At 53.2% G+C, this 17,255-nt stretch carries 21 protein-coding genes and 1 pseudogene; 7 read left to right on the plus strand and 15 right to left on the minus strand.

The annotated features are described in order from the left end of the window. The first annotated feature begins 4 nt into the window (after positions 1-4). Together PHN51_01140 and PHN51_01145 are read left to right on the plus strand one after the other, a co-directional pair. On the plus strand, positions 5-640 hold the full coding sequence (locus PHN51_01140; GenBank protein MDD2817383.1) for a VOC family protein: 636 nt from the start codon (positions 5-7) through the stop codon (positions 638-640). 105 nt (positions 641-745) lie between these two features. After that, entirely contained in the window at positions 746-1,837 is a 1,092-nt protein-coding gene (locus tag PHN51_01145) for an AI-2E family transporter (protein MDD2817384.1), read from the plus strand. Here the strand turns inward: PHN51_01145 and PHN51_01150 are convergent. Continuing rightward, positions 1,822-2,238, minus strand: coding sequence for a DUF3293 domain-containing protein (locus PHN51_01150; protein MDD2817385.1), 417 nt, complete (start codon positions 2,236-2,238; stop codon positions 1,822-1,824). The two genes, PHN51_01145 and PHN51_01150, sit on opposite strands and share 16 nt — an antisense overlap. 118 nt (positions 2,239-2,356) lie before the next feature. Between PHN51_01150 and PHN51_01155 the strand changes: the two genes are divergently transcribed. Next, the gene (locus PHN51_01155) at positions 2,357-4,504 is read left to right on the plus strand and encodes an ATP-binding domain-containing protein (protein ID MDD2817386.1); all 2,148 of its coding nucleotides are present in this window, start codon (positions 2,357-2,359) and stop codon (positions 4,502-4,504) included. Here the strand turns inward: PHN51_01155 and PHN51_01160 are convergent. Genes PHN51_01160 through PHN51_01180 form a run of 5 tightly spaced genes read right to left on the minus strand, consistent with a single transcriptional unit; the run spans position 4,501 to position 8,305 of the window. After that, positions 4,501-5,442: an alpha/beta hydrolase gene (locus PHN51_01160; GenBank protein MDD2817387.1), complete on the minus strand. Its 942-nt coding sequence runs from the start codon at positions 5,440-5,442 to the stop codon at positions 4,501-4,503. The two genes, PHN51_01155 and PHN51_01160, sit on opposite strands and share 4 nt — an antisense overlap. Before the next feature lie 45 nt (positions 5,443-5,487). Then, positions 5,488-6,261 carry an aldo/keto reductase gene (locus PHN51_01165; GenBank protein ID MDD2817388.1) on the minus strand — a complete coding sequence of 258 codons (774 nt, stop codon included), beginning with the start codon at positions 6,259-6,261 and terminating at the stop codon, positions 5,488-5,490. Continuing rightward, a complete protein-coding gene (locus PHN51_01170; GenBank protein MDD2817389.1) occupies positions 6,258-6,524 on the minus strand; it encodes an aldo/keto reductase in 267 nt (88 codons plus the stop codon). The genes PHN51_01165 and PHN51_01170 overlap by 4 nt, the downstream gene beginning before the upstream one ends. A gap of 48 nt (positions 6,525-6,572) precedes the next feature. Next, entirely contained in the window at positions 6,573-7,394 is an 822-nt protein-coding gene (locus PHN51_01175) for an ABC transporter permease (GenBank protein ID MDD2817390.1), read from the minus strand. Beyond that, positions 7,391-8,305, minus strand: a complete 915-nt coding sequence (locus PHN51_01180; protein MDD2817391.1) for an ATP-binding cassette domain-containing protein — start codon at positions 8,303-8,305, stop codon at positions 7,391-7,393. The genes PHN51_01175 and PHN51_01180 overlap by 4 nt, the downstream gene beginning before the upstream one ends. Positions 8,306-8,398: 93 nt before the next feature. Between PHN51_01180 and PHN51_01185 the strand changes: the two genes are divergently transcribed. Together PHN51_01185 and PHN51_01190 are read left to right on the plus strand one after the other, a co-directional pair. Then, positions 8,399-8,809 (plus strand): hypothetical protein, encoded by a 411-nt coding sequence (locus tag PHN51_01185; protein MDD2817392.1) that lies wholly within the window; start codon positions 8,399-8,401, stop codon positions 8,807-8,809. 159 nt (positions 8,810-8,968) lie between these two features. Further along, the gene (locus PHN51_01190) at positions 8,969-9,388 is read left to right on the plus strand and encodes a hypothetical protein (GenBank protein MDD2817393.1); all 420 of its coding nucleotides are present in this window, start codon (positions 8,969-8,971) and stop codon (positions 9,386-9,388) included. Positions 9,389-9,427: 39 nt separating this feature from the next. Here PHN51_01190 and PHN51_01195 read toward each other — a convergent pair whose 3' ends face one another. Beyond that, positions 9,428-10,393, minus strand: a complete 966-nt coding sequence (locus PHN51_01195; protein ID MDD2817394.1) for a CoA ester lyase — start codon at positions 10,391-10,393, stop codon at positions 9,428-9,430. A 93-nt stretch (positions 10,394-10,486) separates the two neighbouring features. On the opposite strand from PHN51_01195, the gene PHN51_01200 reads away from it, so the two are divergent. After that, on the plus strand, positions 10,487-11,182 hold the full coding sequence (locus PHN51_01200) for a Type 1 glutamine amidotransferase-like domain-containing protein (GenBank protein MDD2817395.1): 696 nt from the start codon (positions 10,487-10,489) through the stop codon (positions 11,180-11,182). Here PHN51_01200 and PHN51_01205 read toward each other — a convergent pair. The 5 genes and pseudogenes from PHN51_01205 to PHN51_01225 form a co-directional block, all read right to left on the minus strand. Beyond that, positions 11,139-12,143, minus strand: coding sequence for a diguanylate cyclase (locus tag PHN51_01205; protein ID MDD2817396.1), 1,005 nt, complete (start codon positions 12,141-12,143; stop codon positions 11,139-11,141). The two genes, PHN51_01200 and PHN51_01205, sit on opposite strands and share 44 nt — an antisense overlap. Positions 12,144-12,294: 151 nt before the next feature. Next, on the minus strand, positions 12,295-12,891 hold the full coding sequence (locus tag PHN51_01210) for an HD domain-containing protein (protein MDD2817397.1): 597 nt from the start codon (positions 12,889-12,891) through the stop codon (positions 12,295-12,297). A gap of 78 nt (positions 12,892-12,969) precedes the next feature. Beyond that, positions 12,970-13,641 carry an exonuclease domain-containing protein gene (locus tag PHN51_01215; protein ID MDD2817398.1) on the minus strand — a complete coding sequence of 224 codons (672 nt, stop codon included), beginning with the start codon at positions 13,639-13,641 and terminating at the stop codon, positions 12,970-12,972. 38 nt (positions 13,642-13,679) lie between these two features. Then, a pseudogene (locus PHN51_01220) lies at positions 13,680-14,168 on the minus strand (GGDEF domain-containing protein). A gap of 131 nt (positions 14,169-14,299) precedes the next feature. Continuing rightward, complete coding sequence (locus PHN51_01225) at positions 14,300-14,833, minus strand: hypothetical protein (protein ID MDD2817399.1); 534 nt, start codon at positions 14,831-14,833, stop codon at positions 14,300-14,302. A 13-nt stretch (positions 14,834-14,846) separates the two neighbouring features. Between PHN51_01225 and PHN51_01230 the strand changes: the two genes are divergently transcribed. Next, complete coding sequence (locus PHN51_01230; protein ID MDD2817400.1) at positions 14,847-15,590, plus strand: hypothetical protein; 744 nt, start codon at positions 14,847-14,849, stop codon at positions 15,588-15,590. Positions 15,591-15,620: 30 nt separating this feature from the next. Here the strand turns inward: PHN51_01230 and PHN51_01235 are convergent, their stop codons facing one another. From PHN51_01235 to PHN51_01245, 3 genes are all read right to left on the minus strand, one after another. Further along, a complete protein-coding gene (locus PHN51_01235) occupies positions 15,621-16,025 on the minus strand; it encodes a type II toxin-antitoxin system VapC family toxin (GenBank protein MDD2817401.1) in 405 nt (134 codons plus the stop codon). Beyond that, on the minus strand, positions 15,985-16,257 hold the full coding sequence (locus PHN51_01240) for a hypothetical protein (GenBank protein ID MDD2817402.1): 273 nt from the start codon (positions 16,255-16,257) through the stop codon (positions 15,985-15,987). Before PHN51_01240 ends, PHN51_01235 begins: the two co-directional genes overlap by 41 nt. A gap of 154 nt (positions 16,258-16,411) precedes the next feature. Continuing rightward, positions 16,412-17,173 carry a crotonase/enoyl-CoA hydratase family protein gene (locus tag PHN51_01245; GenBank protein MDD2817403.1) on the minus strand — a complete coding sequence of 254 codons (762 nt, stop codon included), beginning with the start codon at positions 17,171-17,173 and terminating at the stop codon, positions 16,412-16,414. Positions 17,174-17,255 lie beyond the last annotated feature (82 nt).

A 17,255-nucleotide genomic window follows, 5' to 3' on the forward strand; every position in this document is an offset into this window, starting at 1 on the left:
AGTCATGCGGCTTGACCACATCTCATATGCCTGTACCTCCAGCGAACTTCCTGACGTCGTTCAGCGCATTGGCGCGGACTTAGGAGCCTCGTTCCGCGACGGTGGCAGACACCCGCAATTTGGTACCCGTAACTTCATTTTGCCGTTGGCAAATGGGTGCTACATCGAAGTTGTTTCAGCTCTTGATCACCCCGCTGCCGCCAAGGCACCGTTTGGTCGCGCAGTGAGCAAGTTCGCCCAAGATGGCGGCGGTTGGATGAGTTGGGTTGTCTCTGCAGACGACATCGCCCCGATCGAAGAGCGCCTTGGCCGTGAGGCCACACCAGGCCACCGGATCCGTCCAGATGGCGTGCGGTTGGAATGGAAGCAAATCGGACTGTTGAACACGATGGAAGATCCACAACTTCCGTTCTTCGTGCAGTGGCTCAGCGATCCAGCTCAGCACCCATCATCTGGCGCAACAGACATCACTGTTGCTCGCATTGAAATCTCAGGAGACCCCGCCACCGTGAACCCTTGGATCGACGGTTCATTCATGGATGTCATGGATGGCGTCTACGTTGAATGGGTTGATGCTGAGGAGCCAGGCGTGGTTGGAGTTGTCTTCAACACGCCAAACGGACTCGTCCGCATCGATTAACTCTGGCGCTGCACCAATCCACCAAGTTCTGCCACAAAGCACCGCCGTTTTTGCCCGTTGATGGTCTAGCGTTCCCACTAATGACCTTCGAAGGGGTTTGAGCTCATGGCTAACGAAGAAAACGTTCCAGACACGTTGCGCACCCTTGCTGGGTTCACCTGGCGCATATTGGTAGTAGTCGCGGGCCTTGCCTTCGTGCTGTATATCTTCAATTCGATTTTCCCAGTGATCTTCGCGTTGTTCTTTGCGCTCTTGGTCACCGCCTGGGCGCAGCCAGTCATGAATCTTTATAACAAATTGCTTCCCAAGGTTGTTTCGCTCATTCTTGCACTCATCACGATTACCGCCTTGATCGTGGTCATCCTCGGCTCAGTGATCAAGTCCAGTATCGATGAGGGACCAAAACTGGTGGCCTCCATTGGAACCGGCCTCAATGAAGTTGAATCTTGGTTGAAGACCGGCCCGCTAGGTCTCTCTAACGATCAGTTCTCATCCCTCATCACCAATCTTCAAAATTGGGGAACGTCAATCCTCAAAGGCTTCGCCGGTGACGCGTTCGGTGCCCTTGGTTCCATCGGAACTCTGATCATTGCTGGGTCAGTCTTTATTTTCGGCGTCATTTTCTTCCTTATGGCACCGCAGAGTATTTGGAACTGGCTTATGGCCTGGATCCCAAAGAATTTGCGCACCCACCTGGATGTTTCCGGCCATATTGCTTGGGATGCAATTTCCGGTTACACCCGCGGCATCGTGGTGATCGCGTTCTTAGATGCGGTTTTAGTGTTCATCGGTCTCCTGATTCTTCAAGTCCCCCTGGCTCCAGCTCTGGCAGCAGTGGTGTTCCTTGGCGCCTTCATTCCTGTCATTGGTGCACCAATCGCAACCTTCTTCGCTGCGATCGTCGCCCTCGCTGAAAATGGTCCAGTCACTGCGCTACTCGTGATCGGGCTTACCGTTGTTGTCGGAAGCTTCGATGGTGACGTGATGCAACCACTCGTGATGGGTAAGGCAGTCAATTTGCATCCACTGGCAATTGTCATCGTCATCGCCGCCGGATCGATTGCGCTGGGCATTGTTGGCGCCTTGATCGCGGTTCCCATCGCAGGCGCGATCTATGGTGTGGCCAAGTACGTCACTGGCCGAGATCCTGAGCATCCCTATAAGCCCACTGAACCATTCGATCACTCAACTGCGTAATCGCAGCCAATCACTGATCGGGCACCTGTTTCGTCATACCAGTAGATCGCAAACTGTGCGAAGGCAGCGGCGAGTTCACATGCCCGCTCTTGACTGATCCCCCACACCAAGAATCCTGGCTCAGTGAAGGTTCCATCGGGTGCAGTGTTCAATGATTGCCAGATGCCGAATCCGGATAACACCAGGCGCGTACGCAGTTGCTCGTTGCGCTGCTCATTGACTTGCCTTGAGTACTGAACGAATCCAGGGTTGCACGCGGTTATGACCGCACACGCTTCATCTCGAAGAACGCAATACAGTGCCGGATCACTCCAAGCTGACTCCAGATCGGCTACTTCAGGATCCAGCGCTGCCACGATTCCTGCCTCGTAGAGAGCAAATAACGCCTTGCGATCGTTCATCTTCGCCACTCTATCGAGAAATTTTCCGAACTGCTGAGTGCGGTGAACACGGCTCGTGGCAGACTGTTGGCCCTTCATCGGACATTACCGAGAATGGGCGCTGTTACAAGGGGGTGCAATGGACCGATCGCTTCAAGACGAGCAAGCGTACGTCGATCATTGCTATGCCCTCCTAGCCGCATACGTCGACCATCTCGAGGAACGTATTAATACGACCTCGCACCAGCTCAGTACTGGCACGGGCCAAGATGACCTTGAACGTGAGGCCATGATGGACAACCTCACCGCTCAAATTCGCCAGGCTCGCGCTTCAGATACCCGGTTATGTTTTGGTCGCATCGACGGTGAATTTGGTAGCCACCACATCGGGCGCATCGGCCTTCGAGACGCTGCCGGTGACCCAGCCTTGATTGACTGGCGAGCGCCAAATGCCGCGCCGTTCTATCAAGCAACCTTTGCCAATCCGCAAGGCATCAAACTACGCCGCCGCATCGTGTTACGTGATCGCACAGTGACACATGTAGAAGATGAAATTCTCAACGACCCCACGTTGACTGAATCGCGAGCAGCGGCTGCAGCACTGGATGCGCCACGAGATGGTCGCATGGGCGACATCATCGCAACCATTGCCGCGGATCAGGATTCCATTATTCGCAGCCCCTTGAACCAACTCACTGTCGTGCAAGGCGGTCCAGGAACAGGCAAGACAGTTGTCGCTCTGCACCGAGCAGCTTGGTTGCTCTATACCTTCAGAGACAAATTGGCACGCGATGGTGTTTTGATTGTTGGGCCTTCTCCCACGTTTTTGCATTACATCGATCAAGTACTGCCTAGCCTTGGCGAGACGGATGTCGTTCTTCTGACACCTGGTCAGCTGTATCCCGGCATTGATGCTCGAATCCATGATGCTGACGAAGTATCAGCAGTCAAAGGCGATCCTCGAATGGCACAGGTCATTGCGCAAGCAGTAAAGCAGCGCAGGAGAATCCCTAAAAGTGATGTAGTCATCGCTCTAGAAGATCGATCACAGGTAAAAATCACTGCGCGACAACTTCAGGACGCCGAGCGTTCTGTTGGTCGTCATCAAAGTTTCCACGGTGGCCGCGATCCATTTTTGCTGCGCGCACTTGATTATTTGGCTGGATACCGTGCAAAGCAACGAGGTGAAGATTCAGGGGATGCGGATCTGCGCAAGGATTACGTCAGTGAACTTGTGGAAGACAAAAACATTCGACGTGAACTTAACTCAATGTGGTTACCTATCAAGCCTGAGGATTTCATTCGTCGCTTGCTCAGTGATCCATGGATGCTTGCCGATGCGGCCGATGGCATTTTGAATGCACGTGAACAACTCAGCATTTTGCGCGACCCATTAGCTCCATGGACGATCGATGACATTCCATTAATTGATGAAGCCGCCGAACTTCTTGGCCCGTGGGATCCCGAATCCGCACGCGCCAGCGCACGTGAATCCGCCGAGCTCCGCCACGAACTTCAACATGCCTCTGCAGCTTTGGCGAACACCGATATGGGCGGCTGGATCGATGCAGCCGGTCTCGTGGGGCGCATGAATAGTTCCAGTGAACGCCGCTCAGTTGCTGAATTGGCGTCAGCAGATCGCACCTGGGTCTACGGCCACATCGTGGTGGACGAAGCCCAAGAGCTGTCACGCATGGCCTGGCGAGTACTTTCACGCCGGGCTACTCGCAAATCCATGACTATCGTGGGTGACGTTCAACAAACCAGTCATCCCGCTGGCGCACGCAATTGGGAAGAAGCCCTTGGCGGCGTCAAAGGCAAGCCCGATCTCCACGTACTGACAGTCACGTACCGCATCACTTCGCAGATTGCAGATGTCGCTACCGCACTGCTCACCGCAGCAGGCGGCGATGCACCTGAGTTGCATCCTGTGCGTGACGGTGCGCCAGTAGTTGAGCACATGCTGAAACCAGATCAACTCGCACACATCATTACCAGCACTGTTGCTGATCTCGCTGGCCGCACAGCTGTCATTGTTCCCGATGATCAAATTGATCAACTCGCGCAAGTTCTTCTTGCGGCAAGCGACGAATTTGGCATTGGTGATTCCGCTTTGGACGCACCAATAGCTATTTTGACAGCACGTGACACCAAGGGACTGGAGTTCGATGTTGTCTTTGTGATCGACCCCGAAGGAATGTCACAGCAAACCAAACGAGGCGCAGATCTCTATGTGGCGGCTACTCGCGCAACTCAAGTGATGCACCTGGTGCGTTGGCAGCGCTAGTCGCCCAAATATTTGGCAAGGAACTCTGCACGCTGACGAAATACCCGCGGCAATAACTCGGGGCTAAAGACTTCAAAACCATGTGGCGCACCGTGCCGAAGGTGGAATTCCACGTCCACGCCCGCTGCTTGGAGATCGTTTGCAAACTTTTCATCTTCATCACGGAATAAATCAAGTGTGCCAACCTCAACATACGTTGGTGGAAGCCCTCCAAGATTCGTTGCACGTGCTGGCGCGGCATACTCAGGAACATCATCTGTACCTGCCTTGCCTTCAAGAAGGGCATTCCAACCAGTCTGATTATCAGCAACGGTCCACGTGAGAAATTTCGATGCCATTGTTCCGGCACTGTCAGTGCGATCATCAAGCATCGGATACACCAATAGCTGACAAGCGATTGGGTGCTCCCCCGCATCTCGCAATCGCAAACTCACACCAGCAGCGATACCGCCGCCAGCACTTTCGCCGACTAATCCAATGCGCGCGCGATCAATATTGAGTTCACCTGCATGCGAATGCGCCCAAGCGATTGCTTCAATGACGTCGTCTTGTTGTGCTGGGTAGGGATGCTCTGGTGCGAGTCGGTAGCCAACTGAGAGCGCTGTGATGCCGGTGCGCTCGACATAGCGGGAAACCGTGAGGTGATTGGAATCTATGGATCCCATAATCATGCCGCCACCATGGACAAACACCATCAGGCCACGATTTGTCGAGCCCTTCTTGCGATACACCCGAGCTGGAATGCGCTGACCATGGCGCCCCGTGACCACAATGTCAGTGGTGGTGAGTTCAGCATGAACATCGTCGAGAGCAGCTAACTTCTCATCGAATTCACGATAGGCCGTACGGCGTGATTCAACATCGCCCACGCCACCGGTTGAGCCTTTGCGCATGCCCAACCCAAGCTTGACCGATTCAGTGATTCTCTTCAGCTTCACACAATGATGCTAGGCCATCTGAGTGTCAAGGCCCATGCACCGCACTTAGGAACGTCGACGATTTCCTCGCTTGAAGGCTGGATTTGGAGCGCTATGGCTCATCCCCGGAGCCATGTAGCCCACTGGGCAGATCGCGTCGATGGCATCCAAGGTGGCAGCATCGAGGGTGACATCTGATGCCGCAATGGCATCGTCAAGCTGTGCACGTGTGCGCGGCCCGATAATCGTGGCTGTGATAGCAGGGTGAGCATCCACGAAGCCATAGGCCAATTGCGTCAGAGTGATTCCAGCATTCTGGGCGACCTCATCGAGGCGTTCAACAAGGTCATACCTGGCATCAAGAACTTCAGGTTGTTCTTCCAACTTGGACATGCGGGCAAAGTTGCCACCGCTGCCAAATCGTGAATCCTTGGGTAAACCAATCTCGCGACGATACTTTCCAGTGAGCCAACCACCTGCCAGTGGACTCCAAGGAATCACACCCATGTTGTGGCGCGCAGCGGTCGGCAACACATCCGTTTCAATCCCGCGGGCAAAGATTGAGTACTGCGGCTGTTCGCAGATAAACCGTTGCGTATTGCGGCGACGTGCGGCCCACTGTGCTTCCACAATCCACTCGGCCGGGTAGGTGGACGAACCTATGTAACGCACCTTGCCCTGTTGAACAAGCCATGACATTGCATCCATGATTTCTTCAATGTCCACATCCCAATCCAGACGATGAACTTGATACAAATCTATGTAGTCAGTGTTCAGTCGACGAAGTGAATCCTCACAGGCCTGGATCACCCAGCGTCGTGACGTGCCACGACGGTTCAGCCTTGCCCAATTGGGTTGAACACCTTGGTCGCCACGATGGCATCGTCACGGCGACCAGCAAGCGCCTTACCAAGAATTATTTCGCTTTCACCTTGTGAATAGGCGTCGGCCGTGTCAATGAAATTGATGCCTGAATCCATTGCATGATGAATCTGAGAAATGCAGTCGTCGTGATCGGTGTTACCCATCGCTCCGTACATCATTGTTCCAAGACATTGAGTACTTACTTCAATACCAGTGGTTCCAAGTTTGCGGTAACGCATACGTTCTCCTTCATCATCACGATTGAAGAGTGCTTACCGTACAAGAATCTAGGCATCGCGACGGGCGAATAGCCAAGCTGCCACCGCAATACTGAGCACAACCCAGCCAACAAACACACAGATACCTGGCACCAACGCTAATAAATCAGCGCGAACCGTAACTTCGGTAAATGGAGCCGCAGCATTAGATGGCAAATACTTCAACACAGAGCGCCAGCTTTCCGGCAACAATGATGTGAGCAGTGCAGGAAGAATCAGCACTCCGCCGATCACTGTGGCAATAGCTCCAGGCATAGAGCGCATGGCTATACCAAGCGCTAAACCAATAACCGCCATACCCGTGATGTACCCAGCAAGGCCAATCAATACTCGTTGTGCTGTGCTGTCCGACAACGAAACCGTGGCTTCTCCCGCACCGGATAACACGGCCATCCCTAGGTAAAACGCACCAAGCCCAGCCAAGATGGCAACAGGCAGCACAAAGGCCACCAACATCAACACTTTTGCCCACAGCACTGGAAGGCGCTTTGGAACAAAGGCCAAGGTGGTGCGGATCATTCCGCTTCCGTATTCGCGCGCACCAGCAAGCACTCCGAACACGGCCATGATGAGCAGCGCGAATCCTGCACCAGTCAACACTGTGGTGACCGGATCAAGACCGAAGCCTCGTGGCGGGCCGCCTTGTGCGTCGTTAATCTGGCCGGTTGACGCTAATGCAGCGATTGCGCCAAAAGCAATAAAAAGAATCAACATTGAACCCAACAAAATCCACGTTGAACGCAGTGTGCGTAGTTTGATGAACTCCGAACGCAGAACTCGACCAAAACTAAGACCGGCATGTGCAGGAATTTCATGTGTTGAGCGACTCATGCTGCAACCTCGCCCGTGTGGAATTGAACAGAATCTTTGGTCAACTCCATAAAGGCAGCTTCGAGTGACACACTCAATGGCGTCAGTTCAAGCACAACTATTCCCGCACCAAATGCTGCTTGCCCGATCTCAGCCGCCTGAAGTCCAGTGACGATTAATGCTCCATGATGATCCAGCTCAAAGCCATTTGCTCGATCCGCTAGCACCCCCTGGAGCGCTGCAGCATCTGAGCAGAGCACGCGCACGCGATTGGATGACCACGATTCAATGAATTGAGTCATGGTGGTATCGGCCAAAATCTTTCCGCGACCGATGATGATCAATTGATCGGCAATGAGTTCCATCTCGGTCATCAAATGTGAACTCAGAAACACGGTGCGACCTTCGTCAGCCAAGGCACGCAGCAGATTTCGAATCCAAAGCACGCCATCAGGATCAAGGCCATTAACCGGCTCATCAAGCATCACGATTCCAGGGTCGCCCAACAACGCGACTGCAATTCCTAGCCGTTGACCCATGCCTAGCGAAAACCCGCCGGCTTTTTGGCGCGCAACATCACTGAGACCCACTAGAGCGAGTACTTCATCGACACGGGCTGCGCCAATGCCCGCAGATGCCCCTAGGGCTAACAGATGGTTGCGCGCTGAACGGGCCTTATCAAAACCCTTGGCCTCCAGCAACGCACCGATTTCATGTACCGGAGCACCTGACTTGCGATACGCCGCTCCATTGACCAGAACCGAACCTTGTGTTGGTCGATCAAGCCCCAGAATCATCCGCATCGTGGTCGATTTCCCTGCGCCATTTGGTCCAAGGAACCCGGTGACTAACCCTGGATGAACGGTGAAGGAAATGTCATCAACAGCCGTGACACTCCCGTATTGCTTACTCAGGTTGCGGACTTCAATCATCTCCCCACACTAACCTTTCAATTGCCAAACATGGGAACCCCTCGTGTACGAGCACCGTCTGAGTTTCAAGATTCCACAACCAAAGGATGAATCATGCGTAAGACCACAGCCCTTCTTGCCGGCTCCATCGCTGTTGTTGGCGCCTGCGCCCTCATCGCCCCAAGCGCCATGGCCGCTACCGCAACCCCAACTCCAACTCCAAGCACGTCAACTGGGGCAATGGTGGGCACGAATCCGGGCACCTGGACTCCAGTTACTGTCAAGAAGGCAGCAAAGGGTTCAACCATTAAATTGGTCAAGGATCAGGCTTTTATTTTCCATGGTTTCGTTGACAAGGTGAAGTTCAAATCCAGCAACCCAAAGGTTGTAGTTGTCACTAATGCTGAAGGTAAAGGCACCTACACCGCTTCAGCTGGCGGACATGCAGTCGCTCCAGGTACCGCCAAGGTCACTGCAACCAATGGCAAGACTGTTGTGGCTACCTATACCTTTGAAGTGAAGTAACACAACAATTCAGCACTAAAGCAAATGAAGGCCCGCTGCTTTTGCAGCGGGCCTTCATAAGTTACGGGTCACTGATTGCTTGACTGCAGCGTTCTACAAGCGTCTCGATGACATAGGCGCGCTAGTCGCGCTTTTCATGGAGTCATCTAGGGTCCTTTCATGGCTGACATCACGATGCTTACCGTTGCAAATCGAGCAGAAATTCAAAATGGCAACCTTTACGGCTTAGGTATTGGCTGGAATTGGACCTTCTGCCCTGTTGCGCCCATGTCACTCGTGGTGCGCACCCATGTGAGCCCAACCCGCATGAGCTTGGGCGACCTCACCTGGAATTTTGTGTTGTCCGATGCTGACGGGCAACCAGTGGATGTCCCACTCGCGATGAATTTCGAATATCACGCAGGTGCCACCTTGCCCAATGGTTCATATCCAGGAGTTGAAGTCCCGCTCTGGGCCATTTTTCATTTTGCACCAATCGACCTCACCCCGGGTCGCTACCAATGGCGAGTGACATTTGATGATGCGGCCGCTACGTATCCATTCACCGTAGTAGACCCGCAACAAACCAATGCGAACTAAAGCGGTGCGCAACTCTCAACGACAACGATCCAACGAGAATTAACCTGTCGGCTTTTCAAACACTGATGTACGTACGAGCCCAGCGGCCCGACCTTTTGCGGAAATCACCAACGCCATCTTGCGTGATGCTTCATCAATCATTTCCGAACCAAGCATCACCGCGCCACGTGCGCCGCCATCAACTGACGTGTAATAGTCATACGCGTCCAAAATCAATTCAGCATGATCGTAATCCGCTTGTCTTGGCGCAAAGACCTCATTCGCAGCTGCAATCTGATCGGGATGTAGCACCCATTTTCCATCAAAACCTAAAGCTGCTGAGCGACCCGCTACTCGTCTAAAGCCATCAAGATCTTTAATAGCAAGATAAGGACCGTCAATTGCAAGTCGGTCGTAAGCCCTTGCAGCGATTAAAATGCTCATCAAAATAAAGTGATACGCATCCCCCACGTCGTAACCCTGTGGCTGTTCACCTACGACCAAGGTGCGCATATTGATGGAAGCCATGAAATCCGCAGGGCCAAAAATCACCGTTTCCAACCGAGACGATGCGGCGGAAATTGCATTGACATGCGTCAACCCAAGGGCAGTTTCAATTTGAGCCTCGATCCCGATTCGGCCAATAGGTAATCCCATTGACTGTTCAAGTGTGGTTATCAGCGCATCGAGTTCAACGATCTGCTCTGCTGTTTGCACCTTCGGCAACATGATGCAGTCGAGTGTGGATCCAGCGCCTTCGATCACTGTGGTGACATCGTCAATTGCCCAGGGCGTTGCCCAATCATTGACTCGAACCGAAAGGATCTTTGATCCATAACCGCCTTCATTGAGTGCGGCGATGATGTTTTTGCGTGCATCGGCCTTTGCAGCGGGTGCGACCGCATCCTCAAGATCCATGAAGAGTGAATCAGCGTCAAGTCCTTTAGCCTTATCCAGCATCTTGGTACTAGATCCAGGCACAGCCAGAGTTGAACGTCGACTTCGACCTTTACCTGCGGATTCCATTTGAACCGAACCTTTCAAGACATGGTTGCGTGCGTGCGCGTAACCCTACGACAGGACGAGGCAACATCTGGGAAAGCGGCGTACAGTGAACTCATGGCCATCAGGCTGTTCTTAAGTTCTCAGGGGTTGGGCGACAACCCTGAGTTACTTGGACCCAATTCGCCCAGTGAAAATCATGCACTCGTCGTGCTGAATGCGTTGGATCCGTATCCCAATGCTCGGCAGTATGCATTACCAAATGAGATGGCCGACCTCGCGTCTTTGGGATATCAATCCCTAGAGCTTGATCTACGCAATCACTTTCAGCGAAGTACCGATAACCGTCAACATAATCGTGCCAAGACCACCGCCCTGACAGATATTTTGATCCAAGCTCATCTCATCTGGGTTGTTGGCGGGAACACCTTCACCTTGGCACGAGCTATGACCCAAAGTCACTTCAAAGAAGCGCTCGCCAGTGCGAGCAGAACAGCTCAACACACCATCACGTACGGCGGATACTCAGCCGGAGCCGCAGTAGTTGGACCAGACCTCCAAGGCATCGATCTGATGGATGACCCGCAGGTAGTTCCTGAGTTCTATGACCCAGTCGTCGAAGCGGTCTCTCTTGCGCTCATTGAGATCCGAATCATCCCGCATGTTGGCTCACCGAGCGACGACGGCAATAACGCCGTGAAAGCTATCGATTCCCTACGACGTGCGCAGCTTGATTACCGCACATTAAGCGATGGTGAGGTGTGGATCACTAACGCCGAGATGCATACATCGCCTCATCAGCAACCTGAATGAGCCTTGTGACATCGTCGTCAGGACTAAACGATGTACCTACGGAGATTTCGCCACCCCAGGCATGACCAATGCCATCAAGATTCATCATGGTGTTGACTCGTTCGGAAAACTCAAGCGGCTGCGGGACGGGGCCAATACCGACAACAAGAAATTCATCTCCGCCCCATCGAGCAACAACATCGGAATCGCGTGAAGCCTGCGCAACCGCATGGGCCACTCGCTCAATCACGAGGTCACCAGTGGTGTGACCATGATTGTCATTCACTTGCTTCAGTCCAACGATGTCAACAAACACCACAAACATTGGCTGTCCGGTGCGCACGGCTATTGCGCGTAACTGCAATGCTGACTCTTCTAATCCATGACGATTCAACAGGCCTGTTGCTTGGTCTCGTGTAGCCATGTCTTCAATCGTGATCGAAGCAATTGCTAGATCGAGTGCTGAACGACGGCGGGCAAACAGCAAGGCGGCGGAAGCCCCTACGCCTGTAAGTACCGTAACGATCCAGCCAGATGAATAGTCAGGGTTATAAGTAATCAAGGTGTATGTCACGACTGCAACCATGATGGCGGCTGAAATCAGGAAAGGCTTCCAAACCGCCAGCAATCCTCCAAACAACACCATCGTCATCACCATCACACCGACAGCCGTGCCCGTGTTATCCACGGAATACTGATATGAAAGTGCAATCGAGTTGACCACGATTGCCGCAGCGAACACCCAGGGTGCATATTTCGCTGAAACAACACCCGACTTCAAAGCAATGGCGCACAGCACAAAGAAGGCACCTTGAATGAAATCAGAGACGTAATATCCAAAGGGTGCGATTAATCCAACTAGCGCGAAACCAATATCAAAAAAGACAATGAGGCCGGCAAGAATGAGCATCACCCAAGGCGTTTCGCGCGCCACCTGATCGGTAATGATCTGGTCGCGTTTTTGAGCAATTCGAGTCTCCACAACGCTCCCCTGTTTCGTGGATCAACAAATAACGAAGCAGTAAGCATCGCCTGTGTCGGCTTTGACGCAAGAGCACAAGCGTGGGTTCCCCTGTCAATGTCCGGTCTAGCAAGTAGAACCTGTCCCATCTTCACGGGCTATCGGGACTGCGTTACTCCCCGTAAATAAAATATTCAATATCGCGGATAGCCACGGCCAATGGCGCCGTGAGTGTTGGACTCACGCCAACCTTGATCCCAATACGCAGGCATTCCTTGTAATAGTGAATGATTTCAGCAGGAGTGCCGTGAAACTTATTGAGTTCACCAAGCCCATAAATCTGAAGATCGGTCACGAGGGCACGTGAGTTATGTACCTTGTCAGCAATGGACACCATGACAAGTTCAGCCGGCTCTGTTTCCAATCGATCGAGGTAATTCTGCTTGCGCTCCCAGTAGCCCATCCATTGATCGTCATCATCAACGTTGTCTGAACAACCCAACACAATCGCAGCAACCCGTGGCCCAAAGAGGCGCTTGATATCCGCAAGACGGGCACTGCCACCTGCATCTTCGACCGCATCATGCAGAAGACCCGCGATTGCTTGATCTTCATCACCGCCAGCTTCAATAATCAGCGAGGAGACTCCGAGCAAGTGCGACATGTATGCGATGTTGCCGCCTTTGCGACTTTGCCATGAGTGCGCATGCGAGGTGTAGGCAACGGCATTGAAATACCGATCGCTGAGCACCAAGTGCGGGCGAGCCATGACAGACCTTTCACAACCAAAGAAGCTGAATGAGATCTCGATTCTATGGCTCCCGAGCGGCGGGTAGGGCGAGTTCCGCTAAGAGCGCGTTGGTTGTCGAGCCAACCACTCCTGAAATTCTCGATCCTGCTGTTCGCGCCACAGATCCACTGTTGCTGAGAGTTCAGTGATAGAAAACTCACTGAGCTCGGGGTACGCAGCCAACTCGGCTAGGAAGATTTGCCCCGCAACTCGAGCATCGGCTTCAGCGCCATGCCAATCCTGTTCGGATAGCTCGATGCCATAGCGATCAGCTGTGGGCTTGAGTCGGCGTTGCGCCTTGCCTTTGACATATTTATTGCATTGCTTATCGATCACATACGAACACAACACCTGATCTGTGGGCAACAGATCCAATTCCAGGCGAGCCAAATTTGCATTAAAAAGCGGAATGTCGAATCCGGAGTTAAAACACACGATCGGCATCCCTGAATCGGCGAGAAAATCACGAATTTCGACTAGCGCTTCGGTTTGCCCCTGACCATCGCGCTGACTCATTTCATTGGTGATGCCATGAACGGCAGTTGTCACTTCCGGAATATCAACATCAACTTTGATAAGCCAAGAACGCGTATAAAGCGGGGTTGATCCCTCAAACACCACAGCCGCTGCCGTAACGATCCGGGCAGAATCAACTTCGACACCAGTGGTTTCGGTGTCAAAGGCAATGAACCCTTCGTGAATCCAGTGCTCAGCGAGGTCGGTGGACATAAGAGCATCGAACCATGCAGAACTGACATTCTCCGGCATCACCCCACAGGGATGACCACTACTTGAGCGCGGCCCGCATTCTTGGCCTGAAACATCGCCTTATCTGCTCGCTCGATCATGGAGTCAATAGCTTCATCTTTGCCACTTAGTGTCACCCCGATACTGATGGAAATCGGAATTTCCACCCCATGAGTTACCATCGGCACACTTACTGCGCTGCGAATTTTCTCAGCAATCTGCCCTGCTTCGTAGAGGTGATGAACGCCATCAAGGACAACTAAAAACTCGTCGCCACCCATTCGTGCCACGGTGTCAGCGGTACGTACCTCTTGCGTTATTCGCCTGGCAACCTCGACTAGTACGTCGTCACCACCACTGTGTCCAAATTTCTCATTGGTAGATTTGAATGCGTCAATATCGCAAAACAACACTCCTGTTTCTTCTCCAGTTCGACGGACATGGTGGGTGGCAAGAGCCAGACGAACCATCGCTTCATCGCGCTGAAACACACCGGTTAAATCGTCGTATTTGGCTCTCCGATTCTTCTAACAGCATTTGGATCTTGGTTACTTCATCCACGTTACGCAGCCCGACAACTGCATACGTAAATTCACCTCGCAAAGTACTGCGGCCGCTTTCTTGTGGAGTTTCGCGCGGGCTACGCCAACGTATTGTCGAGCGTGTAGCTACCTGTTTCGGTAGCAGCTGGGCCACCCTTAGGGAACGCAACGTCAACCTTGGAGAACACGTTCAGGTTCGGAGCTGAAGCAACGCCGCCCATCGTGATCGTGACTGGGTATTTCACCGTCACGCCAGCAACACAAGTCTTAGGTAGGCAGGTATTCCAAGAAAGAACGCCTGTGCCCTTGGCAGTGTTGAGATCCCAAGAACTCCACTTGATTTTGTTGATCGATACGTTGGCATCAGCGCACGTAATCACGATCGATGCAGGCTTCGTGACCTTCTTGCCTGCGCAGTTAATGATGTAGTTCGTGGTGTCTGCAGCATTTGCGGTGGCAACCATGCCCAGGCCACTGCCCGCGACCATGCCAGCAACAGCGACTACACCAAAAGCCTTGCGAAAATTCATAACTTCTCCAGATACATTGAAATGAGCCAACGGCTCACGGCGAACAGATTGCCACAGCCTGCGAAAAGTTCCCGTAAAGCCACGGCGAACAGCGAGATTCATCTAATCTGCCCTCATGGCTAATCCTGAACTCATTGCATTCGTCGAAGAGACGTACCCGCTCATTAACAAGGTCGGCGGTGCCTACTACTTCACGCCAGAAACCCTGGCCTACGGCAAGAGCATTGGCCTCAATGGTTTGCAGTTCTACTTCGGCGGGCGCGGTGGGGTTCTCGGTGATGTTGAAGAGCCTGTGATCACCAGCGCCTTCGCCTACTTCGCGCCATCAATGGTGAAGAAGTTTTGGGATGGCGCCAAAGCAGTGATGCCTCCTCGTCAAATCGCCAGAGAGCACTTCATCTGCGCTCATGAGTTCGGCCGCAACCTCATCGGCGCAGTCGAAGGCCTCGTGGAATTCAATGCCATCGCAACAAAGGTTCGCAGCACCATTGATCCTGCAGGTTTGGCACTTTACGCAGGTCTGGCAGGCGAACCTATGCCAGCTGATCCTCAAGCAGCCGCCTACCAACACATCATGGTGCTGCGTGAATTCCGCGGTAGTGCTCATATCGTGGCAATTTTGGGTAGCGGGTTAGACATCCATGTCGCCGATGCCATCTCAAGCCCTGAGAACATCAAAGTGCATGGCTATCCAGAAGACGCATTACCCATTCCAAATGATGAAGAACGCGCCATCATGGAGGAAGCCAATGCGCTCACCAACGAGTTAACGGCGAAGGCTTACGCAACCCTGACTCCGCTAGAGCGCGAACATTTCGTTGCGACCCTAACCAACATTGCGAATCGATTGCCGCAATAGCAAGTCGCACGACTGCAGCAACTTGCACGACTACATCAATACGACATCACAGTGACGCGACGCTGCGCGAGCCAACGGCGCATCTCGAGTCACGAGCGTGCCGTCAATTGCTTCAGTGAGGGCTACGTAGCACGCGTCATAGGCTGAAAAATTATCGCGCAACGCAAGAACCCGACTAAGCAGAAAACCTGGCTCGTATCGAGTCATAGGTGTTGTGAGGTGCGCGCTCACCATTGCCATCGCTTCGGTTTCCGAAATGCGATTCAGCAATAAATATTTTCGGATTACAGCAACAACTTCAACATCGATATGTACCGGTGCGTGCACATCACACTCGCCCCCAGCAATAACCTCTTCGAGAAATCTTTGACGCGTTGATGCAAAGAGAACGAGATCAGCGGCGATCGACGAGTCGAGAATAAAGTTGTTGCTCACGATTTTCACGCTCCTCTCGAATGACTGCCACGACATCGAGAGGCTCACCTTCGATATGTATGCCAAGAGCATCCAGACGCGCAAAGTAGTCACGCATGGTGCCCCTCTTGGTGAGCGCTGTGAGTTCACGTCCCACATATTCAGACAGGCTCATTCCTGCGTCCTTTGCTCGACGAGTCAAGGTCTCGTGCACTTCATCAGGGAGGTTGCGCACTTGCAGCAATTTGGCCATACATCATGATTGCATGCACAATGCATGCATTCAACTGTGGACACGGACCCACGTGGCCTACATCTGTGGACAACAACCAAAAACTGCAGCCCAATAACCCCAGAAACACACAAGGCCCGGCAAAAGCCGGGCCCAGCGCGTGATCAATGTTCGGTTAGCGTGACTTCCACTGTGGAGCGCGCTTCTCAGCAAAAGCGGTCGCACCCTCGCGAGCATCTTCTGATGCAAAGACGGGGCCAACCACGCTCTGCTGCCAGGCCATGAACTCAGCATCGGTGTAGCGTGCTGAAGCTGCCAGAACTTCTTTGGTTGCACGCACAGCCAGCGGGCCGTTCGCGGCAATCTTCTCAGCGATTTCCAAAGCTGCATCAAGGGCGTTGCCTGTTTCGGTGAGCACAGTAACCATGCCCATCTCCTTGGCCTGCTCTGCGGAAATGATGTCGCCGGTCAATGCGAGCAATGCCGCATTTTGGTAGCTCATCACCTTTGGCATGCGGTACAGACCGCCACCAGCTGCAACCAAACCACGCTTGACCTCGGGAATGCCGAACTTGGAGTCGCGACCAGCCACGATGATGTCGCAAGCAAGAGCTGTCTCACAGCCACCAGCGAGCGCGTAACCCTCGACTGCCGCAATGACAGGCTTGGCAGGTGGCTGCTGTGAAAGGTATGGGTGCTCACTCTTGGGAGCGGTTGATCCACCGGAAACAAATTCCTTGAGGTCCATGCCTGAGCAGAATGTGCCACCAGCGCCAGTGACGACTGCAACTACGAGGGAATCATCGGTCTCAAGGCGATGCATCGCCTCAGAAATGCCGTACATGACCGCACCATTGAGGGCGTTCTTCTGGGCCGGACGATTCAGGGTCACGATCAAGACCCCGCCACGGACTTCGGTTAACAATTCGTCGCTCACGCGAACCTCCACATTGAAAGATTAAGTACACGCAGGTTACCGCCCCGAGCCAAACCATAGGCACCTTTTGGGTCGCCTGTGA

This window comes from Candidatus Nanopelagicales bacterium (assembly GCA_028687755.1).
Lineage (GTDB): Bacteria > Actinomycetota > Actinomycetes > S36-B12 > S36-B12 > UBA11398.